This is a genomic window from Paracidovorax oryzae ATCC 19882, assembly GCF_000687165.1.
In the GTDB taxonomy this organism is placed as follows: domain Bacteria; phylum Pseudomonadota; class Gammaproteobacteria; order Burkholderiales; family Burkholderiaceae_C; genus Paracidovorax; species Paracidovorax oryzae.
Map to the genome: position 1 here is coordinate 33523 of NZ_JMKU01000021.1, position 19556 is coordinate 53078.

20 protein-coding genes are annotated in these 19556 nt (G+C 71.1%); 13 read left to right on the forward strand and 7 right to left on the reverse strand.

Annotation, left to right across the window (positions count from 1 at the left end):
* Positions 1-4: 4 nt before the first annotated feature.
* A complete protein-coding gene (locus tag T336_RS0116550) occupies positions 5-1492 on the reverse strand; it encodes an aldehyde dehydrogenase (NADP(+)) (RefSeq protein ID WP_026433398.1) in 1488 nt (495 codons plus the stop codon).
* 166 nt (positions 1493-1658) lie between these two features.
* Between T336_RS0116550 and T336_RS0116555 the strand changes: the two genes are divergently transcribed.
* From T336_RS0116555 to T336_RS0116570, 4 genes are all read left to right on the forward strand, one after another.
* Positions 1659-3311, forward strand: coding sequence for an IclR family transcriptional regulator domain-containing protein (locus T336_RS0116555; protein ID WP_026433399.1), 1653 nt, complete (start codon positions 1659-1661; stop codon positions 3309-3311).
* A gap of 271 nt (positions 3312-3582) precedes the next feature.
* A complete protein-coding gene (locus T336_RS0116560) occupies positions 3583-4410 on the forward strand; it encodes a M48 family metalloprotease (RefSeq protein ID WP_026433400.1) in 828 nt (275 codons plus the stop codon).
* Between the two features lie 114 nt (positions 4411-4524).
* On the forward strand, positions 4525-4764 hold the full coding sequence (locus tag T336_RS0116565; protein ID WP_013592665.1) for a DUF6139 family protein: 240 nt from the start codon (positions 4525-4527) through the stop codon (positions 4762-4764).
* A gap of 76 nt (positions 4765-4840) precedes the next feature.
* Positions 4841-7018 carry an acetoacetate--CoA ligase gene (locus T336_RS0116570; RefSeq protein ID WP_026433401.1) on the forward strand — a complete coding sequence of 726 codons (2178 nt, stop codon included), beginning with the start codon at positions 4841-4843 and terminating at the stop codon, positions 7016-7018.
* A gap of 9 nt (positions 7019-7027) precedes the next feature.
* Here the strand turns inward: T336_RS0116570 and rocF are convergent, their stop codons facing one another.
* Together rocF and ocd are read right to left on the reverse strand one after the other, a co-directional pair.
* Positions 7028-7987, reverse strand: a complete 960-nt coding sequence (gene rocF, locus T336_RS0116575) for an arginase (RefSeq protein ID WP_026433402.1) — start codon at positions 7985-7987, stop codon at positions 7028-7030.
* Positions 7988-8048: 61 nt separating this feature from the next.
* Positions 8049-9197 carry an ornithine cyclodeaminase gene (ocd, locus tag T336_RS0116580; protein ID WP_026433403.1) on the reverse strand — a complete coding sequence of 383 codons (1149 nt, stop codon included), beginning with the start codon at positions 9195-9197 and terminating at the stop codon, positions 8049-8051.
* Positions 9198-9313: 116 nt separating this feature from the next.
* Between ocd and T336_RS0116585 the strand changes: the two genes are divergently transcribed.
* The 5 genes from T336_RS0116585 to minE all read left to right on the forward strand — a co-directional run bounded on the left by T336_RS0116585 (position 9314) and on the right by minE (position 12625).
* Positions 9314-9766: an Lrp/AsnC family transcriptional regulator gene (locus T336_RS0116585; RefSeq protein WP_013592669.1), complete on the forward strand. Its 453-nt coding sequence runs from the start codon at positions 9314-9316 to the stop codon at positions 9764-9766.
* Positions 9767-9864: 98 nt separating this feature from the next.
* On the forward strand, positions 9865-10488 hold the full coding sequence (pssA, locus tag T336_RS0116590; protein WP_019700399.1) for a CDP-diacylglycerol--serine O-phosphatidyltransferase: 624 nt from the start codon (positions 9865-9867) through the stop codon (positions 10486-10488).
* Between the two features lie 238 nt (positions 10489-10726).
* Positions 10727-11500, forward strand: a complete 774-nt coding sequence (minC, locus tag T336_RS0116595; protein WP_026433404.1) for a septum site-determining protein MinC — start codon at positions 10727-10729, stop codon at positions 11498-11500.
* Positions 11501-11539: 39 nt separating this feature from the next.
* Entirely contained in the window at positions 11540-12355 is an 816-nt protein-coding gene (minD, locus tag T336_RS0116600) for a septum site-determining protein MinD (RefSeq protein WP_013592671.1), read from the forward strand.
* 3 nt (positions 12356-12358) lie between these two features.
* Positions 12359-12625: a cell division topological specificity factor MinE gene (gene minE, locus T336_RS0116605; RefSeq protein WP_011793316.1), complete on the forward strand. Its 267-nt coding sequence runs from the start codon at positions 12359-12361 to the stop codon at positions 12623-12625.
* Positions 12626-12664: 39 nt separating this feature from the next.
* On the opposite strand, the gene T336_RS0116610 is transcribed toward minE, so the two are convergent.
* Positions 12665-13186 (reverse strand): flavin reductase family protein, encoded by a 522-nt coding sequence (locus T336_RS0116610; protein ID WP_026433405.1) that lies wholly within the window; start codon positions 13184-13186, stop codon positions 12665-12667.
* Between the two features lie 126 nt (positions 13187-13312).
* Here T336_RS0116610 and T336_RS0116615 point away from each other — a divergent pair, with 126 nt between their 5' ends.
* Positions 13313-14101, forward strand: a complete 789-nt coding sequence (locus T336_RS0116615) for an alpha/beta fold hydrolase (RefSeq protein ID WP_019700402.1) — start codon at positions 13313-13315, stop codon at positions 14099-14101.
* 59 nt (positions 14102-14160) lie between these two features.
* Positions 14161-15384 carry a M14 family zinc carboxypeptidase gene (locus T336_RS0116620; RefSeq protein ID WP_019700403.1) on the forward strand — a complete coding sequence of 408 codons (1224 nt, stop codon included), beginning with the start codon at positions 14161-14163 and terminating at the stop codon, positions 15382-15384.
* A gap of 4 nt (positions 15385-15388) precedes the next feature.
* On the opposite strand, the gene T336_RS0116625 is transcribed toward T336_RS0116620, so the two are convergent.
* On the reverse strand, positions 15389-15955 hold the full coding sequence (locus tag T336_RS0116625; RefSeq protein WP_019700404.1) for a flavodoxin family protein: 567 nt from the start codon (positions 15953-15955) through the stop codon (positions 15389-15391).
* Positions 15956-16007: 52 nt separating this feature from the next.
* Positions 16008-17342 carry a D-amino acid dehydrogenase gene (locus T336_RS0116630; RefSeq protein WP_019700405.1) on the reverse strand — a complete coding sequence of 445 codons (1335 nt, stop codon included), beginning with the start codon at positions 17340-17342 and terminating at the stop codon, positions 16008-16010.
* Between the two features lie 89 nt (positions 17343-17431).
* On the opposite strand from T336_RS0116630, the gene T336_RS0116635 reads away from it, so the two are divergent.
* Positions 17432-18346 carry a LysR family transcriptional regulator ArgP gene (locus tag T336_RS0116635; protein WP_019700406.1) on the forward strand — a complete coding sequence of 305 codons (915 nt, stop codon included), beginning with the start codon at positions 17432-17434 and terminating at the stop codon, positions 18344-18346.
* A 98-nt stretch (positions 18347-18444) separates the two neighbouring features.
* On the forward strand, positions 18445-19029 hold the full coding sequence (locus T336_RS0116640) for a TetR/AcrR family transcriptional regulator (RefSeq protein ID WP_019699819.1): 585 nt from the start codon (positions 18445-18447) through the stop codon (positions 19027-19029).
* A 41-nt stretch (positions 19030-19070) separates the two neighbouring features.
* Here T336_RS0116640 and T336_RS0116645 read toward each other — a convergent pair whose 3' ends face one another.
* Positions 19071-19496 (reverse strand): universal stress protein, encoded by a 426-nt coding sequence (locus tag T336_RS0116645; RefSeq protein ID WP_019699820.1) that lies wholly within the window; start codon positions 19494-19496, stop codon positions 19071-19073.
* Positions 19497-19556: the final 60 nt, after the last annotated feature.

Below are 19556 nucleotides of genomic sequence, written 5' to 3' on the forward strand. Positions count from 1 at the left end.
CCTCTCAGCAGGGCACTCCATTGCGCGCTGCCAGCCACCGCGGCGCATCCTGCAGCGCCACGGGGCGCAGGAAGCGGTCCATCGCCGCATGGCCCACCGACGTGGTGAAGGGCGCGGTGCTGGCGGGGTAGGGGCCGCCATGGTGCTGGGCGGCGGTGACGGCCACGCCCGTGGGCACGCCGGCAAAGAGCACGCGGCCCGCCACCTGGGTGGCGGTGCGCACCAGCGCGCGGTTGTCTTCCGTGTCGTCGTCCGCGCCCCAGAGCGTGACCGTGAGGGAGCCGCCGACGGCGCGCAGCACGTCGATCGTCTCCTGGGCCGAGCCCGTGCGCACCACCAGGGCGGCGGAGCCGAAGACTTCCTCGTGCAGCGCAGCGTCGGCGATGAAATCCGCCGCCTGCACCTCGGCCAGGAAGGGGCGCGGCGTGGCGCCGGGCGCGGCCGTGCCGTCCACCAGCGGCCTGACCTTGCCGTGGGCCCTCCATGCGCCCACCCCGTGATCGAAGTGCGCGCGGATGCCCGCCGAGAGCATGGCGTGCGGCGCGAGCGCCTGGAGCTTGTCCGCCAGCGCCTGCACGAACGCATCGCCCGGGGCATCACGGCGGACCACGATCACGCCGGGGCTGGTGCAGAACTGGCCCGCGCCGAGGCAGATCGAGCCGGCCAGGGTTTCCGCCAGCGCGGCGCCCTGGGCCTGCAGTGCCGCGGGCAGGGCGATGAGGGGGTTCACCGAGCCCAGTTCGCCGTAGAAGGGAATCGGCCGGGGGCGTTCCGCCGCCACCCGGGCCAGGGCGGTACCGCCCTTGAACGAGCCTGTGAAGGCCACGGCGGCGATGGCCGGCGCCTGCACGAGCTGCACGCCGGTGGCCACCGATCCGCCTTCCACGAACTGGAAGATCCCTCCGGGCAGGCCCTGCGCCGCCACCACCTGCTGCGCGATGCGTGCCGTCTGGCGTGACAGATCCGGATGGGCCGGGTGCGCCTTCACGACCACCGGGCAGCCGGCCGCCAGCGCCGAAGCGGTGTCCCCGCCCAGCACCGAGAACGCGAACGGGAAATTGCTCGCCGAGAACATGGCGACGGGCCCCACGGGCACGCGCACGCGGGTGAGGTGCGGCCGGCCGGCCGGCGGCGCGCCGGGCACCGCGGGATCGTCCACCACCGCGTGCGCAGCGCCCCGCTCCAGCTCGGCGGCAAAGCCGCGCAACTGGAAGGCGGTGCGGTCCAGTTCCCCGTTCAGGCGGACCGGGCCCAGGGCGGTCTCGCGGTCGGCGATGGGCACCAGGGTTTCGCGCTGCGATTCCACGGCGTCGGCCAGGGCACGCAGCAGCCCCGCGCGGTCGGCTGCGCTGCGGGCGGCAAAGGCGTCTGCCGCCTGTGCGGCAGCGGCCACGGCGGCGTCGATGGCGGCCGGCGTGGACGCGTTCCAGGCATCGCCGTGGGGCTGGCCGGTGCGCGCGTCGATGGATTGCAGGGTGTCGGGCGTGGTCATGGAATGTCTCCTGGGAAAGGGGGCCGGGGCTGTCTCAAGGGATGGAAAGCCGGTGCGGAATTCCGGCCCGCAGCGTCCTGCCGGCAGATCGTAGCGAGCACCCGTGACACCGGCATCCGGGCGGGGTCGCTACAGTCGCGGGAAGTACCACTATCTGAGACAAACCATGGCCTCGTCTTCCAGCGAAGGCACCGCGGCCCTTGAAAAGGCCCTCGATCTCCTGGATGCGGTCGGCGCCGCACCCGATGGACTGAGCCAGGCCGAGCTGTCCGAGCGCTTCGGGCTGCCGCGCACCACCGCCTACCGCCTGCTCGCCGCCATGGTGGCGCGCGGGCTGCTGCGGCGCGACCCGCTGCGCAAGGTCTATTGCCTGGGCATGCGCTGCTTCGAGATGGCGCGGCAGGCCTACGCCATGCCCGACCTCGCCGCGGCCGCGGCGCTGGAGTTGCGGGCGCTGCGGGACCTGACGGGTGAAACCTCCTACCTCGCGGCCCTCGACGGCCGGGAAGTCGTATCGCTCGAGCGCTGCGACGGGGCGCACAGCGAGCGCTCTTCCAGCGCGCTGGGCCAGCGCAAGCCGGTGCATTGCACCAGCCAGGGCAAGGCCATCCTGTCGGCGCTGAGCGAGCCCGAGCGGGACACCCTGTTGAAGGGCCTTTCCCTGAAGGCCGCCACGCCGCGCACCATCACCGACCGGCGCCGTCTGCAGGCGGAACTGCGCGTGACGGCGGCGCGCGGCTACGCTATCGACGACGAGGAGATCGTGCCCGGCGTGCGCTGCGTCGGCGCCCCCATCGTGGATCGGCAGGGCCAGGTGCGCGGGGCGCTCAGCGTGGCCGGTCCGGCCTGGCGCCTCACGCCCGAGCGGCTGGAACTGCTCGGGCCGGAAGTGGCCGAGGCCGCCCGCCGGGTGGGTGCCCAGCTCGGGCGCACCCGTGCCCCGGTGGCCGACACCGTGGCGTGCGCCCTGGCGGGGCCGTGGGCCTTCCATGGCGCCCATCCCCACTGGTGCGCGGAGGCCGGCCTGCTGTACTGGGCGGACAGCCTGGCCCCGGCGCTGCGCGCCTGGTCGCCGCAGGCTGGCCCCGAGGGAGAGCCGCGCGAGGCCGGGACGGCGGCCCTGCCGACCGGCACCGACCAGGCCCTGGCGGAATGCGAAGAGCCCATTGCCGGCGTGCTCGTGCACGGCCCGCAGGATGTGTCGCTGGTCGGGGCGCGGAGTGCCGTGCGCTGGCGTCCGGGAGCCGCGCAACCCGAGCCGTGGCTCGCCTGGCCGGACGGCACCATCGTGCAGGCCGCGTGCCTGGACGGGACCGATGGCGGTGGCAGCGGCGTCTGGCTCGCCGTGGAGACCGCCGAGGGCGGCAGCGCGGTAGGGCGCCTGCACGCCATGGGGCATGTCGAGGTGCTCTGGCGGCTGGCCGAAGCCCTGCAGTGCCTGCGCTGGCGAGCCGGAGACGGTGCCCTGCTGGCCACCGCACCCGACACCGGCGCCATCCTGCACATGCACCCGGACAGCCCCGGCGTGGTGCGGAGGCTGGTCACCATGCCCAAGGGCTCGGGACGCGTGAGCGGGCTCGCCTTCGACGCCGAGGGCGGCGTGTGGACCGCGCTGCGCGACGGGTGGAGCGTGGTGCGCTTCCTGCCGGACGGCGGGCTCGACCGCGTGGCCGCACTGCCCGTGCCCTGTCCGACCGACGTGGCCGTGGGTGGGCCGGACGGCGACATCCTTTTCGTGACGACCGCGCGCCAGCCCGTGGCACTGGACATGCTCACGAACGCGCCGCTGTCCGGCCGCCTGTTCGCGCTGCCGCTCTGAGGTGGCGGTTTTTTGCAACAAGATGTGCCTCCGGTGGCGCGATGCATGCGCGGCGAAATGGCCAAAAGTTCCCGGGAGATGTGGGGTGTTACCCGCTTGAAGCGGTAAATACAAATAGATGCAAGTACGTACCTGCCAGTCCGCCCCGGCACTCCATCCCTGGAGAGAATCCGCCCGCCGTCCCACCGCCGCAGCCTCGCGCCGGTGCCGGGCCCGGGCCACGCCCGGCCTTCTTCGGGCGGCGCATCATTCCAACGAGGGTAATAAAACCATGAATACGTTCCGCCTGGGCGCGCTTGCGCTCTCCCTGATCCTGGCCGGCTGCGCCACCAGTGGCTCCACGGGATCTTCGTCGTCCGCCGGCTCCGCGCTCGGCTCCGTGCTGGGAGCCGCGGGCACCGGTGGCACCGGCTCCGGCACCGACAGCAAGATCGGCGCGGCCGCGGACGTGTTCAAGGCGGCGACGGTGTCGGACGCCGAACTCAAGTCCGTGTCCCAGCAGTTGCGCGCCTACGAGGAGCGTACGGAGAAGGTCGCGCCGGCCAACAACAAGTACGCACAGCGCCTGGCCCGCCTCACGAAGAAGCACGTCAATGAAGACGGCATGAAGCTCAACTTCAAGGTCTACCTCGCCAACGAGGTCAACGCCGACGCGACGGCCGACGGCTCGATCCGCGTGTACAGCGGCCTGATGGACATGATGAACGACCAGGAACTGCTGGGCGTCATCGGGCACGAGATCGGCCACGTCAAGCTGCAGCACTCGCTGGCCGCCATGCGTACCGCCTATCTCGCCTCCGCCGGCCGCAAGGCCGCTTCCGCAGCGGGCGGCGTTGGCGCCCTGGCCGACAGCGACCTGGGCGCACTGGGCGAAAAGCTGGTCAACAGCCAGTTCTCGCAGAGCCAGGAGACGGCCGCCGACGACTATGGCCTGGCCTTCATGAAGAAGCACAAGTACAAGGTGAGCGCGATGGAATCGGCCTTCCGCAAGCTGGCGGCCCAGGGCGGCGGCAAGGGCGGCGCCCTCGACGAGATGCTGTCCTCCCACCCGGATCCGGCCGGCCGCGCCGACCGCATGCGCGACATGGCCGCGAAGTAAGGGCTACGGCAACCTCCCTCCGTTCCCGCCAGGGGCGGGGGGTTTTCCTACGGGGGTGCCGCGGAGCGTTGGCTAGAGTGGGGACTTCTCTCCCCACAGCAAAGGATCCCTCCCATGCGCGTCGACATCTACCGCCGGCCCGAAGCTGACGGCAAGCATTCCTACCTCGTGGTTCCCGAAGGCCGCCCCATCCCGCAGGAGGCCATCAACACCGACTGGAGCTGCCAGGAGCGGGGTCACGAGCTGGACGAGAGCGCCGCGCACTGGAACGACTACGGCATTCCCGAACCGGCCCGGCAGCTCAGCGAGAAGCGCTACGCGATCACCAGCGTGAAGGAACTCAAGGAAGACTGATCCGGGCGCCTGCCTGTCAAGCCCGGGACGCCCCGGCGGTGACACGCCGGGGCCCCACGCAGTACGCTGCGTGGCCATGGAGACAACCACCCCCCCGCCGCGCAACGCGGCCACCGAAGGGCTCGCTCCCTTCGTTCCCCAGATCCGGCTCTACCAGGACTGGCTGCGCGACACGCGCGGCCTGCGGTTCGACGATTACGACGCCCTCTGGCGCTGGTCCGTGACCGACCTGGACGCCTTCTGGCAGAGCATCTGGGATTACTTCGGCCTCGAATCGCCCACGCCGCACACCGCCGTGCTGGCCCGCAACACCATGCCGGGTGCCGAATGGTTCCCGGGTGCCCAGGTGAACTACGCGCGCCAGGCGCTGCGGCACGCCGATGCCGCGCACGCGGCCGGCCAGCCGGCCGTCATCAGCCGCAACGAACGCGGCGAGCACCGCGAACTGTCCTGGCCCGAACTGCGCCGGCAGGTGGCGGCGCTGGCACTGCACCTGCGCGCGCAGGGCGTGGGGCCGGGCGACCGCGTCGCGGCCTACCTGCCCAATATCCCCGAGGCCATGGTGGCCCTGCTGGCCACGGCCAGCCTGGGCGCCATCTGGAGCGTGTGCGCCCCCGACATGGGCACGGCCGCGGTGCTGGACCGTTTCCGGCAGATCGAACCCAAGGCGCTGATCGCCGTGGACGGCGTGACCTACGGCGGCCGCGACCTCGACCGCCGCGGCGTGCTCGCCGAACTGCGCGCGGCCCTGCCCACGCTGGAGCACGTGGTCGTCGTGGACCAGCTCGGCACCACGGGCACCATCCCCGGCTGCATGGAATATGCCCAGGCCACCGCACGGGACGATGCCGCGGTGGCGTCGTTCGAGCCGCTCTGGCTGCCGTTCGACCACCCGCTCTGGATCGTCTATTCCAGCGGCACCACGGGCCTGCCCAAGCCCATCGTGCACGGCCACGGCGGCATGGTGCTGGTGGCGCTGCTGCTCAAGGGCCTGCACAACGACATCGGTCCGAGCCACGCGCCCAACTCTTTCGGCGAGCGATACCACTGGTACAGCTCCACCGGCTGGGTGATGTGGAACGCGCAGGCGAGCGGCCTGCTCTCGGGCACCACCTGCGTCATCTACGACGGCAACCCGGGCGGCAGCCGCGAGCGCCCCGACTGGGGCACGCTCTGGCGCTTCGCCGCCGAGACCGGCGTGACCTTCTTCGGCGCGGGCGCCGCTTTCTATGCCAACTGCATGAAGGCGGGGATCGATCTCCCGGCCTGCGGTGACCTCTCCCGCATCCGCGCCCTGGGCACCACCGGCTCGCCGCTCTCGCCCGAGGTGCAGGAGTGGGGCACGGCGCAGTTCGCGCGCATCCGGGCCCGGGCCGGAGGCGATGGCGGCGGCGAGCCGGTCTGGTGGGACAACATCTCCGGCGGCACGGATTTCTGCGGCGCCTTCATCGGCGGCCACCGCGAGCTGCCCCAGGTGCCCGGCGAGATGCAGTGCCGCATGCTGGGTGCGGCCGTCGAAGCCTGGGACGAGGAGGGCCGGCCCGTCACCGGCGCGGTGGGCGAACTGGTCTGCACGCAGCCGATTCCCTCCATGCCCCTGTACTTCTGGGGCGATGCCCCGGCAGGAGCGCCGGCACTGCCAGGCGATCCGCAGGGCCCGCGCTACCTCGCGAGCTACTTCGACATGTACCCGCCCGGCCACGGCCGCCGGCCCGGGGGTGGCGACGGGCCTGCCGCCATGGGCGCGGTCTGGCGCCACGGCGACTGGCTGCGCGTGGGCCCGGAAGGCCGCTGCGTGATCTACGGCCGCAGCGACGCCACCATCAACCGCCACGGCCTGCGCATGGGCACCAGCGAGCTCTACCGCGCGGTGGAGGCGTTGCCCGAGGTGCTCGACAGCCTGGTGGTGGACCTGGAGTACCTGGGCCGCGAGAGCCACATGCCGCTGTTCGTGGCGCTGCGCGAGGGTGCCGTGCTGGACGATGCCCTGCGCGAGCGCATCGCGGGCGCCATCCGCACCGCGCTGTCGCCACGCTTCGTGCCCGACGAGATCGTGCAGGTGGCCGAGGTGCCGCGCACCCTCACGGGCAAGAAGCAGGAGCTGCCCATCAAGAAGCTGCTGCTCGGCCAGCCGCTGGAGAAGGTGGTGAACCGCGACGCCATGGCCAATCCCGGCTGCCTCGCCTGGTACGAGGATTTCGCGCGGCGGCACCTGGCGCGCACAGCTGCCATCGCCAGCGCCCCGGGGGCCTGAGCTGCGGGGCTAGCGCCGCCTGGCAGGGGCCGGCGCGCGCACCAGCGTGCTCTTGCCGAACAGGCTTTCCACCAGGTCCACCACCAGTTCGGCGGTCTGGTTGCGGATGTCGAGCGCGGGGTTGAGCTCCACGATGTCGAGCGAGGCCAGGCGTCCCGTGTCCGCGATCATCTCCATGCACAGCTGCGCCTCGCGGTAGTTCGGCCCGCCGCGCACCGTGGTGCCGGTGCCGGGGGCGATCTCCGGATCGAGAAAGTCCACATCGAAGCTCAGGTGCAGGTGCGCGTCGGCGTCGTCCTCCAGCCCGGCGAGCGCACGGTGCATGACTTCGCGCATGCCGAGTTCGTCGATCGCGCGCATGTCGTACACCTCCAGCCCCAGTTCGTGGATCATGCGCTTCTCGGCCGCATCCACGCTGCGCAACCCGATCTGGCACATCTGCGCTCCGCGCAGCGCCGGCCCGGGGCCACCGAGCCCTGCGAGCGCGGGCGGACCGAGCCCGCAGAGGCTGGCCACCGGCACGCCGTGCACATTGCCGCTGGGCGAGATCTCCGGCGTGTTGCTGTCGGAATGCGCGTCCAGCCAGAGCACGCGCAGCCGCTTGCCGGTATCGCGGCAATGGCGTGCCACGGCGCTGATCGAGCCGATGGCGAGGTTGTGGTCGCCACCCAGCATCACCGGCAGGCGCCCGGCCTGCAGCTGGGCGAACACCGCATCGTGCGTGGAACGGTTCCATGCCTCGCATTCGGCGAGGTTGCGCAGGCCCTCGGCCGTGCGCTCGCCGCGCGGATTCGGCGGGCCGTGCAGGTTGCCCAGATCCTCGACCTCCAGTCCCAGCCGTTCGAGCGCCGGGCCGAGCTGGGCGACGCGCAACGCGTCCGGGCCCATGGCCGCGCCCAGGCGCGCGGCACCGACATCGGTGGGAACGCCGATCAGCGTGACCGGGCGTGGAAAGGGGGCGTTGTCCATGGTGGGCGTCTCTCCTGCTGCGGGCATTGTGCGGTGCGGACCGGCGCGCGGGCGTCGGAGATCAGGCCGCCTCGTGCACGAAGGTGGGCGCGCGCGGCGCCGACGCGGCCGCGCCCGCGGCGCCCTCGGGCAGCCAGGGGCGCAACTGCGCGTACAGGTCCTTCGGGTCGGGCAGGTCCGGCACCAGGGCGATGCGGTCCAGCAGCCCTGACGCCTGGCCCAGGGCCCGCATGGTGCGCAGGGCGGAGTAATCCTCCAGCGCGAAGCCCACCGAATCGAACACCGTCACCTGCCCGGGCGAGATGCGCCCGGGCGCGGTGCCCGCCAGCACGCGCCAGAGCTCGGTGACGGGGAAATCCGCGGGCATCTGCTGCAGGTCCCCCTCGATGCGGGTCTGCGGCTCGTATTCCACGAAGACCGAGGCGGCCCGCAGCACCTCCGGTGCCAGCTCGGTCTTGCCCGGGCAGTCGCCACCCACGGCGTTTAGGTGCATGCCCGGCTCCAGCATGTCGGCCTGCACGATCGCGGCGCGGGTCTTGTCGGCCGTCGCCGTGGTCACGATGTCGGCGCCGCGCACCGCTTCGCGCACGCTCGCGCAGGGCACGCAGCGCAGTCCCTCGCGTGCATAGGGCCCGAGGTTGCGCACGAGCTTGCGCGTGGCTGCGGGGTCGGTGTCGTACAGCCGCAGTTCGCGCACGCCCAGCAGCCCGAAGAACGCCAGCGCCTGGAACTCGGCCTGCGAGCCGTTGCCGATCAGCGCCATGCTGCGGCTGTCCGGCCGGGCCAGCCGCCGGGCGGCCACGGCCGAGGTGGCGGCCGTGCGCAGCGCGGTGGTCAGGGTGAGTTCACTCAGGAACACCGGCAGGCCGGTGTCCACGTCCGCCAGGGCGCCGAAGGCCATCACCGTGGGCAGCCCGTCCTGCGTGTTGGCCGGGTGGCCGTTGACGTACTTGAAGGCATAGCCGCCGCCGGGCCGGGTGTCGGCCACGGGCATGAGCTCGATCACGCCGCGCGGCGAATGGGCGGCCGTGCGGGCGGTCTTGTCGAAATCGTTCCACCGGGCGAAGTCGGCCTCGATGGCCTGGGCGATGGCGCGCAGGCAGGCGGTGACGCCCGTGCGCCCCACCAGTTCGGCGGCTCGCGGTGCGTCCAGGAATTCGGTGGATACGGCGCGGTGCAGGGCGGGGCGGAAGGTATGGGTGCGGTCCATGGCATGCCTCTTCGGTGCTGGTGTACGAGGTTCCCACAGGCGTGTACCAATCCAAATCGCCAGGATTGACCGCAATTGCGCAGGAAGCTGCCGTTATGGCAGCATCCGTTGCCACTATGGACAACATCGACCAGCAACTCATCGCTGCCCTGCGCCACAACGCCCGCGCCAGCGTGGCGACGCTGGCAACGCGCCTGGGCGTGTCGCGCGGCACGGTCACCAATCGCATCCGCAAGCTGGAAGACGCGGGAACGATCGTCGGCTACACCGTGCGGTTGCGGCCGGAGGGCGAGACCGGGGGGCTGCAGGCCTGGATGAGCATTTCCATCGAGGGCAACGACGCGCGCCGCGTCACTGCCTCCCTGCTGGGCGAGCCGAGCGTTTTGTCCCTGCACGCCACCAATGGCCAGTGGGATCTGTTGGCCGAACTGCAGGTCGCGTCCCTGGCCGAACTGGCCCAGGCGCTGGAGCGCATCCGGCTCATCAAGGGCATCCGCAATACGGAAACGAGCATCCACCTGGAAACCCTGCGCGCGCCGCCCCAGCAGGCTCCGGGCGCACGCCGGTAGGACATGCCTGACGAGGCCGGCCCCGGCCCCGTCCCATAATCGGCCGACGGCCCCGCGCCGCAGCATCCGCAGGAACCGCCAGGAAGGAAAGACCGCCCATGACACCGCATGCCCCCAAGCGTTTTTCGATGATCCGCGAGTTCCACCTGGCCGACTGGTTCACGCTCGGCAACGCCGTGTGCGGCGTGGGGGCGCTGTTCTCCTCCATGACGTTCATGGAGACGGGCGATGTGCGGCACGTGTATTTCGCGGCCGCGCTGGTATTGGCGGCCCTGATCTTCGATGTGCTCGACGGCCGCGTCGCGCGCTGGCGGCAGAAGTCCTCCGCCATGGGGCGCGAGCTGGATTCGCTGGCCGACGTGATCTCCTTCGGCGTGGCGCCGGCCATCATCGCCTACGCCTGCGGCATGCAGGGCCTCTACGACCGCATCGTGCTGGCCTTCTTCGTGGCCTGCGGCGTCTCGCGCCTCGCGCGCTACAACGTCACGGCGGAAACGCTCTCCGAAGGCTCGGGCAAGGTGAAGTACTTCGAGGGCACGCCGATCCCCACGTCCATCGTGCTCGTGGGGCTCATGGCGCTGGCCGCATCGCTCGGCGCCGTGCGCGAGAACCTGTGGTTCGGCAAGCTGCTGGTGGGGGGCTTCACGCTGCACCCCTTCGTGCTGCTGTTCGCGGTGTCCGGCTCGCTCATGATCAGCCGGATCCGCATACCGAAGTTTTGACCCCCCCTGAGTCGCCTTCGGCGCCTTCCCCCCAAGGGGGACGACGCCAGTGGCCCGGCAAAGCCGGTTCCACGGCGTCTGCTGGCGTGGCCTGCTCCGCGGCCTTCTGACGGGGTGCGCTCTGCGCTGGCGTGAAGGGGCGCCCGTTTACCCATGGAATCCCGCGCAATACCTGCACTGGCCCCGGTAACGGTAAACTCCGCCGCTTTGAGCCGCGTCGTTCGCACTCCTTCCTTCCATGGCCGTTGACACGGTGGGCCAGGCCCGCACCAGCTTTGACCTCAAGAGCGCCCAGCTGCCCGTGGTGGCCGTGGCGCTGCGGACCACCGACGCCGACGCGTTCGCTGCCGACCTGGCCGCGCGCCTCGGGGAGGACCCGGGCTTCTTCGACAACGATCCGGTGCTGATCGACCTCGCCGCCGTGCGCGAAGAGGCTGCGCCCATCGATTTCCCCGCCCTCGTGGCCCTGCTGCGCCAGCACCGCACCCAGCCCGTGGCCGTGCGTGGCGGCAGCCCCGCGCAGATGGAGGCCGCGCTCGCCGCCGGGCTCGTGGCCGCGCCGGAGGCACCGCCTGCTCGCGCCGCACAGCCGCCCGCTGTGGCCGAACCGCCCGCGCAGGAGATCGTCCGCGAAGTCGTGCGCGAGGTCGAGGTGGTGCGCGAAGTACCCGCGCCCGCGCCCGGCACCGTCGTGGTGGACAAGCCGCTGCGCTCGGGCCAGCAGGTCTATGCGCGCGGCTCCGACCTCGTGGTGATGGCCGTCGTGAGCTTCGGCGCCGAAGTCATCGCCGACGGCAACATCCACGTCTATGCGCCGCTGCGCGGCCGGGCCATCGCCGGTGCGCGTGGCGACACCTCCGCCCGCATCTTCAGCACCTGCCTGGAACCGCAGCTCGTCTCGGTGGCCGGCATCTACCGCACCACCGACACCGAGTTGCCCGACAACGTGCGCGGCAAGCCCGCGCAGGTGCGGCTCGACGGCGAGAAGCTGATCATCGAGCCGCTCGCCTGACCCAGAACACCAGACCAACGTCCCAAGGAATTTGCAGAAATGGCCAAAATCGTCGTCGTGACCTCCGGCAAGGGAGGCGTGGGAAAGACCACCACCAGCGCCAGCTTCGCATCGGGCCTCGCGCTGCGCGGCCACAAGACCGCGGTGATCGACTTCGACGTCGGCCTGCGCAACCTCGACCTCATCATGGGCTGCGAGCGCCGCGTCGTGTACGACCTCATCAACGTGATCCATGGCGAGGCCAACCTGAACCAGGCCCTCATCAAGGACAAGCAGTGCGAGAACCTGTTCGTGCTCGCCGCCAGCCAGACGCGCGACAAGGACGCGCTCACGCAGGAGGGCGTCGAGAAGGTGCTGAACGACCTCGCCGCGATGGACTTCGAATACATCGTCTGCGACTCGCCCGCCGGCATCGAGAGCGGCGCGCTCATGGCCATGCACTTCGCCGACGAGGCGCTGCTGGTGACCAACCCCGAAGTCTCCTCGGTGCGCGACTCCGACCGCATCCTGGGCATGCTGGGCAGCAAGACGAAGCGCGCCATCGAGGGCAAGGAGCCCGTGAAGGAGCACCTGCTCATCACGCGCTACAACCCCGGCCGCGTGCAGGACGGGCAGATGCTGAGCCTGGAGGACATCCAGGACATCCTGCGCATCGAACTCATCGGCGTCGTGCCCGAGTCCGAAAGCGTTCTGCAGGCGTCCAACCAGGGCACGCCCGCCGTCCACCTGCAGGGCACGGACGTGTCCGAGGCCTACAAGGACGTGGTGGCGCGCTTCCTGGGCGAGGACAAGCCCCTGCGCTTCATCGACGCGCAGAAGCCCGGCTTCTTCAAGCGCATTTTCGGCGGGAGGTAACGCATGGCATCCTTTCTCTCATTCCTGCTCGGCGAAAAGAAGAAGACCGCCAGTGTCGCCAAGGAGCGGCTGCAGATCATCCTCGCGCACGAGCGCAATGGCCGCAATGCCTCGGAGCCGGACTACCTGCCCGCACTGCAGCGCGAACTCGTCGCCGTGATTTCCAAATACGTGAAGATCAGCCCCGAAGACCTGAAGGTGCAGCTGGAGCGCCAGGACAACCTCGAGGTGCTCGAAGTCAAGATCGAGTTGCCGGACACCGTGCGCTGAGCGGCCGGCCGCGGCCCGCGGTCCGTGGCCGCGGACCTCTCAGAGGGGATGTTCCGTGTAGAAGCGTCCGCCGTGGTAGAGCAGCGGCGGCACGCCTGGGCGATGCGCGCAGCGCTCCACCTCCCCGACGAAGATGACGTGGTCGCCTTCGTCGTAGCGGCTGCGGTTGAAGCATTCGAACGTGGCCACCGCGCCCTCGATCAGCGGCGCGCCCGCCACGCCCGGCGTGTAGGCCACGCCCGCGAAGCGGTCCACGCCGCGGCTGGCGAAGCGCTCGGCCAGCGCCTTCTGGTCTGCGGCCAGCACGTTGATCGCATAGTGCGAGCCGGCGGCCAGCGCGCCCATCGAGCCGGCCGCGCGCGCCAGGCTCCAGAGCACCAGCGGCGGCGCGAGCGACACCGAATTGAACGAACTGGCCGTGAGGCCCACCAGGCCGCCGGAGGCATCCTGCGCGGTGACGATGGTCACGCCGGTGGCGAACATGCCGAGCGCATCGCGGAACTCGCGGGGGGAAAAGCTCGGCGGGGTGGCCAGCGTGGGCCGGGGCAGGGGACGTGTCACGGAAGGCGAAGGCGCGGCGCGCGCCAGGCGGAGGAAGGGGTCGGCTATTATGGTCCGGTGCCCGCGCCCCCTCCGCCGACCGGGGGCGAATCCCCACCGGGCGCGTTGTCGTTGCCCCTCCCTTCCATGGCCCTGCTTCCCACTTTCACCACCCTCGGCGCCGGCCCCACCGTGCTCATGCTGCACGATGCGGACGGCGGCCACCTGACTTTCGCTCCCCAGGTCGAGACCCTCGCGGGCGCCGGCTACCGCGCCGTGGCATGGGACATGCCGGGCTACGGCCGCAGCGCGCCCATCGAGCCCTACAGCTTCAAGGGGCTGGCGCAGAGCTGCATCGCCCTGCTCGATGCCCTGCAGTGCACGCACGGCACCACCCTCGTCGGCCATGGCCTGGGTGCCATGGTGGCGGTCGAGGTGGCCTTGCGGGCGCCCCGCCGCGTGGGCCGGCTCGTGCTGTGCGCTGGTGGCCCGGCCCTGGACGGAGAAGGCCTGGACACCTGGGTGGCACCCCGCGTCGCCGCGCTGGAGGACGACCGGGCCATGGAGCGCGTGGCCGAGCTGCTGGTGCCGCGCCAGACCGGTACCGGGGCGCTGCCCGAAGGCGCGCGCCTGGCCGGCCATGCCATGGGCCAGGTCCATCGTTCCGCCTTCCGCCGCGCGCTGGAGCTGCTGCCGGCGTTCGCGCGCGATGCCGCGGACCTCTCCCACCTCTCCATGCCCACCCTGCTCGTGAGCGGGGCCCAGGACCGATGCATGCCGGCCGAGGCCCTGCAGGCCCTGGCCCACGTGCTGCCCGACGCGCGTCACCTGAGCCTGCCGAACGTGGGGCACTGGCCCCAGCTGGAAGACCCGGACGGCTTCGATGGAGCGCTGCTGGACTTCCTCGGCTCCACCGCTCCGCGGACCATCCACTGATGGCGGCGCGCACGAACGGCACCTCCGGGGCACCAGCCGTCCCGCGGGGACCAGGCCTCTTGTCCCCCTGGCTGCTGCCCCCGGCGGCCGCGCTGGCGCTGGCGCTGTTCGGCGCCTCCGTCTGGGATTCCCGGGCCTTCCAGTCCGGCGGGCAGGCAGGACCGGGAACGGCCTCCGATGCGGTCGTCGCCATTGGCCGGGGCCACCTGGGTACGGGCGAGGCCGGCGCGGGATACCACTCGGTGGTCGTGCTCGGCGCGCCCGCCGAACGTTCGGGGGATACCGCGGCTTTCCCGGCGGCGCCCAGGGCGTCCGGCGCGTCCAGCGTGGCCCTGCCGCGGAGAGGCGCCGCATCCGCTGCGGCCCGCAGCGATGGCGTCGCAGCGTCCGTGTCCGGCGCCATGGCCCCCCGTGCCCTGGCGCCCGCCCAGGTCCCCGTCCCCTTGCCGCCGCCCGGCGCGGCGCAATCGGTGGCTGCCTGCAGGCTGCTGCTGCCGCGCCTGCCCACGGTGGACCGGCCGCTCTGCGAATCCACGCGCCTGTCCGAGAGCGGGGCGCATTCCCGCAAGGGGCTGCCGATCTACTGGCGCGACGTGCCCCCCGCACCGGCGGCGGGCGGTGCCCCGGGCCCGGAGCCGCTGCGCGTACTGGTGCTGGGGGCCATCCACGGCGACGAGCCCACCTCCGCATCGCTGGCCATGCGCTGGATCGCTTTCGCGGCGCAGCCGCAGCCGGCGTTGCGGCAGTCCGTGCACTGGCGCTTCATTCCGGCGCTCAACCCCGACGGCATGCTGGCCCGTCCGGCGACGCGCGTGAATGCACGGGGCGTGGACCTGAACCGCAACTTCCCCACGCCCAACTGGGAGCGCGATGCCCCGGTGTACTGGGAAAAGCGCACCCGCCGCGATCCGCGCCGCTGGCCGGGGCCCGAGCCTCTGTCCGAGCCCGAGTCGCGCTTCCTGCACGAGCAGATGGAAGGTTTCCGGCCCGACCTGGTGGTGAGCATCCACGCTCCGTATGGCGTGCTCGACTACGACGGCCCGCTGCCGCCGCCCAGCCGCCTGGGCCGCCTGCGGCTCGACCAGCTCGGCATCTTCCCGGGCTCGCTCGGCCACTACGGCAGCGTGCGCCAGGGCATGCCCGTCGTCACCATCGAGCTGCAGCACGAACTGCGCATGCCCGAGGACAGCCAGGTGCGCCAGATGTGGGTGGACCTGCTGCGGTGGATGGACACCCACCTGGCCGCCACCGATACGCCGGCCGCCGGCACTCCGGCGCGGTAGGGCCTCAGGAGAGGGGCGCGGCCAGGAAGCCCGCAGCCTCCTGCACGGCCACCGCATCCGCCTGCACCGCGCCCGGCGGCCCGCCCTTGCCCCAGAGCGCGCCCCGGAAGCGCATGCCCAGGAACTGCGCGCACAGCTGCACCGAATCGATCATCGGCTGGGCCTTGGCGCGATCGCCGCTGGTCGTGACCAGGCTGAGCGCCTTGCCGGCCATGCGCTCCTTGAACTCCAGGCCCGGCACGCGCATCCAGGCGCTCCAGTGGTCCAGGTAGGTCTTGAGCGTCGAAGGAATGCTGAACCAGTACACGGGCGACACGAACACGATTTCGGAGGCCGCGAGCGTGGCGTCCAGCAGCGTGCGCAGATCGCCTTCGGGCGCGGGGTAGGTGCCGGTGGTGTGGCGCAGGTCCACGAACGGCGGAAGATCGAGGCGGGCGAGGTGCAGCCAGTTCACGGCGGTGTCTGCTGGCAGCGCGGCCTCGGCCTGCCGGGCCAGCCATTCGGTGTTGCCGACATGGCCCGGCTCGCGGGTGGAGGCGTTCAGGAAGAGAAGATGGGAGGAGGACGGCATGCGCGAGATGGTAGCGCTGCACGCCCGCCAGCCGGGCCGGGGGTTGCCTGTGTCAGGCGGCGACCGGGGTGGCGCTCGCCTGGCGGTCCTGCGTGCCGAAGCCGAGGAAGCCGAAATCCATCGCGGGCCGCTCGCCGCTCAGCAGCTCGGCCATCGCTTTGCCCGAGCCCGCGCCGTGCGTCCAGCCCAGCGTGCCGTGGCCTGCGTTCACCCAGAGCTTGCCCACGCGCGTGCGGCCGATGAACGGGATGTTGGTCGGCGTGGCAGGGCGCAGCCCGGTCCAGTACTGCGGATTGCCGCCTTCCTCGGGCGTGCGCGTGTCGCACACGCCGGGCAGGATCTCGGCGATGCGGCGCGAGAGCATGTGGCAGCGTGCGCGGGCCACGGGACTGTCCAGGGAGAGGTCATAGCCCCCCAGCTCGATCGTGCCGGCCACACGCAGGAAATTGCCCAGGCGGCTCATCGCGATCTTCTTGCCGTCGTCGATGGTGGAAACCATCGGCGCGCCCTCGGGCTTGAGCAGCGGGAAGGTGGCGCTGTAGCCCTTGCCGGGGTAGATGGGCAGGTCCACGCCCACCGTGCGCAGCAGCGGCGCCGTATAGGAGCCGCAGGCCACCACGAACGCATCGGCGCGCAGTTCCTGCGCGGCCGAGCCGGGCTCGCGGGAGCGCACCGTGACGGCGTCGATGGCGTCGCCCGTGCGCTGCAGCCGCAGCACGTCGTGCCCGAAGAGGAATTGCGCACCCCGCTCCGCGCAGCGGCGGGCCAGCGCCTGCGTGAACACCCGGGCGTCGCCGCTCTCGTCGGTGCTGGTGTAGGTGCCGCCGGTGATGCGGTCGCCATAGGCGCGGAACGCCGGCTCGATCTGCAGCAGTTCGTCGCGGCTCACGAGGCGGCGCTGCACGCCGTACTGGCGCATCAGGTCCACGGCCTTGCCGGCCGCATCGAAGGATTTCTGATCGGTGTAGAAGTGGGCGATGCCGCGCTCGAGCCGGTGGTACTCGATGCCGGTGGAACGCACCAGGTCCTTGAGCGCGGCGTGGCTGTAGGCCCCCAGTGCCACGATCTGCTGCACGTTGCGGGCAAAGGCGGCGTCATTGCACTGCGCGAGGAACTTCAGGCTCCAGCGCCACTGCTCCCAGTCCAGCTGGGGGCGGAACAGCAGCGGGGCCTCCTTGTCGAACATCCACTTGAGCGCCTTCCAGGGCGCCTCGCGGTTCGCCCAGGGCTCGCAATAGCTCACCGAGATCTGCGCCGCATTGGCGTAGCTGGTCTCCAGCGACGCATCGGGCTGGCGATCGACGATGATGACTTCATGGCCGCGCTCGAGCAGGTGCCACGCGGTGCTGATGCCGATGATGCCGGCTCCGAGAACGATGGTTTTCATGGCTCCGCAGTGTGCTGCGGAGCCTGTTTTTTTTGAAGAGGAATTAAACTTCCTCCAAATTCATCAGTTCGTCTAATAGGCTATCCGCCATGAGCACCTTCGATCCTGCCGCCCTGGAATGCCTGGCCGCCATCGTGGAAGAGGGGGGCTTCGAGCGTGCGGCGCAGCGCCTGAACGTCACCCAGTCGGCTGTCTCGCAGCGCCTGCGGGCGCTGGAGGCGCAGGTGGGCTCCGTGTTGATCGTGCGCAGCCGGCCGCTCAAGCCCACCAGCGCGGGCCAGTTGCTGCTCAAGCACACCAAGCAGTTGCGCCTGCTGCGCGCCGACCTGGAGCGCGACCTGCAGGAGCTCGCTCCCAGCGCGCCGGGCGGCGCCCGCGAGGACGAGCGCATCGCCATCGCCATCAATGCCGACAGCATCGCCACCTGGGCGCTGGATGCCCTGCACGACCTGGCGCGCCAGCGCCTGCCCATCGAAATCATCGTGGACGACCAGGACTTCACCCAGGAGTGGCTGCGCTCGGGCCAGGTGCTGGGCTGCGTGACCACGCTCAAGCAGGCGCTGCGGGGCTGCAAGGTCGTGCCGCTGGGTGCCATGCGCTACGTGGCGGTGGCGTCCCCGGGCCTTGCGGCCCGGCACCTGCCCCAGGGCCTGACGCCGCACAACTTCCGCGACGTGCCGTTCCTGTCGTTCAACCGCAAGGACGACATGCAGTCGGAGTTCATCATGCGCGCGTTCGGCCTCAAGCGCGTGGCGCTGCACCACCTCTTCGTGCCCAGCTCCGAAGGCCAGGTGCGCGCGGTCATCGCCGGCTGGGGGGCCGGGGTCGTGCCCGAACTGCTTGCGCGCCCCGCCCTGGCCAGCGGGGCGCTGGTGGACCTCGCGCCCGGCCACGCCCTGCCGATCCAGCTCTACTGGCATTGCTGGAATCTGGAATCCGAGGTGCTGGACTCCCTCACCGAGGCCCTGATGGCCACGGCGGCGCGCTCGCTCGCCGCCGCTTGAGCGGCAGCTCGACCGTGGCGATCGGTCCGTGTCGCAGGCCCTAAGATGTGTGCATGAATACGCCTTCCCCGCCACCCCGTCGCTCCTTCAGGGCACAGATGCACGAGGCCCGCGCCCAGGCCATCGTTGCCGCCGCAGGCCGGCTGCTGGGCGAGAAGGGCTTCGAGGCCATGACGCTCGACGAGGTCGCCGCCGAGGTGGGTGTGGCCAAGGCCAGCCTCTACAAGCATTTCGCCGGCAAGGAAGACCTCTGCGCGACGGCCATGGCGCGCGCGGTCGAGCGCCTGAGCGAGTTCCTCGAAGGGTTGCCACCGGGCCTTCCTCCGCTCGACTGCCTCCAGCGGCTGCTGCGCTGGCTGCTGTCGCTGCAGCTCACCGACGAGCTGCCGCTGCTGCTCAGCCGCAACTCCGGCCTGCAGCGGCCGCTCAAGGAATGCGCGGCCTACCAGAGCGCCCTGCAATGCGTGAGCGCACGGGTCATGGAGTGGATCACCGCCGCGCAGGGCGAAGGCCTGCTGAGCCGGGTGCTGCCGGCCGAGGTGATCCTCTACTCCATCTATGCCCGCAGCGCCGATCCGCTGCTGTCCATGCTGCGGGAGCAGGGCGGCTATACCGATGGACAGATCGTGGACTGGGCGGTGCAGACCTGCTTCGACGGATTGAAAAGCAGGACATCCCCCTGAGCGCGGCCTGCTCCGCGGCCTTCTGACGGCAAGCTGCTGCTTCAGCGCACCAGCAACACCGGCACGCGGCTGCTGGCCAGCACCTGGGTGCTGACCGAGCCCATGACGAGCTGGCCCAGGGCGCTGTGGCCATGGGAGCCCATGACCAGCAGGTCGAACTTGCCGCTGTCGGCGGCCTTGGCGATGGTTTCGCCCACGGGGCCGGTCTTCACGAGGCGCTTGGCGGTGATGCCGTGGCGGGCGAGGAACTTGGCGACGGGGGCGATGACCTTCTCGGCCTCGTCGGCGTAGTACTTCTCGACCACGTCCTTGCCCAGCGCCGCGCGGGCCCGGGGCGGCAGCGGCGACTGCACGGTGATGGCGGTCACGTCGTGCGTGCCGCCGGCGAGCAGTTCGTCATGCGTGGCGAGGTAGGCCAGCATCTTCTTGGTGTAGGCGCTGCCGTCGACGGCGAGGAGGATTTTCATGCTTGGGATGGCTTCACAAAGGTGGTGGAAAGACTAAAGCGCGCCTGTGCCTGTTGTCTT

Coding starts and splice junctions, on each gene's coding strand:
- T336_RS0116550 (WP_026433398.1), bottom strand. CDS start 1,492: ATGACCACGCCCGACACCCTGCAATCCATCGACGCGCGCACCGGCCAG.
- T336_RS0116555 (WP_026433399.1), top strand. CDS start 1,659: ATGGCCTCGTCTTCCAGCGAAGGCACCGCGGCCCTTGAAAAGGCCCTC.
- T336_RS0116560 (WP_026433400.1), top strand. CDS start 3,583: ATGAATACGTTCCGCCTGGGCGCGCTTGCGCTCTCCCTGATCCTGGCC.
- T336_RS0116565 (WP_013592665.1), top strand. CDS start 4,525: ATGCGCGTCGACATCTACCGCCGGCCCGAAGCTGACGGCAAGCATTCC.
- T336_RS0116570 (WP_026433401.1), top strand. CDS start 4,841: ATGGAGACAACCACCCCCCCGCCGCGCAACGCGGCCACCGAAGGGCTC.
- rocF (WP_026433402.1), bottom strand. CDS start 7,987: ATGGACAACGCCCCCTTTCCACGCCCGGTCACGCTGATCGGCGTTCCC.
- ocd (WP_026433403.1), bottom strand. CDS start 9,197: ATGGACCGCACCCATACCTTCCGCCCCGCCCTGCACCGCGCCGTATCC.
- T336_RS0116585 (WP_013592669.1), top strand. CDS start 9,314: ATGGACAACATCGACCAGCAACTCATCGCTGCCCTGCGCCACAACGCC.
- pssA (WP_019700399.1), top strand. CDS start 9,865: ATGACACCGCATGCCCCCAAGCGTTTTTCGATGATCCGCGAGTTCCAC.
- minC (WP_026433404.1), top strand. CDS start 10,727: ATGGCCGTTGACACGGTGGGCCAGGCCCGCACCAGCTTTGACCTCAAG.
- minD (WP_013592671.1), top strand. CDS start 11,540: ATGGCCAAAATCGTCGTCGTGACCTCCGGCAAGGGAGGCGTGGGAAAG.
- minE (WP_011793316.1), top strand. CDS start 12,359: ATGGCATCCTTTCTCTCATTCCTGCTCGGCGAAAAGAAGAAGACCGCC.
- T336_RS0116615 (WP_019700402.1), top strand. CDS start 13,313: ATGGCCCTGCTTCCCACTTTCACCACCCTCGGCGCCGGCCCCACCGTG.
- T336_RS0116625 (WP_019700404.1), bottom strand. CDS start 15,955: ATGCCGTCCTCCTCCCATCTTCTCTTCCTGAACGCCTCCACCCGCGAG.
- T336_RS0116630 (WP_019700405.1), bottom strand. CDS start 17,342: ATGAAAACCATCGTTCTCGGAGCCGGCATCATCGGCATCAGCACCGCG.
- T336_RS0116635 (WP_019700406.1), top strand. CDS start 17,432: ATGAGCACCTTCGATCCTGCCGCCCTGGAATGCCTGGCCGCCATCGTG.
- T336_RS0116640 (WP_019699819.1), top strand. CDS start 18,445: ATGCACGAGGCCCGCGCCCAGGCCATCGTTGCCGCCGCAGGCCGGCTG.
- T336_RS0116645 (WP_019699820.1), bottom strand. CDS start 19,496: ATGAAAATCCTCCTCGCCGTCGACGGCAGCGCCTACACCAAGAAGATG.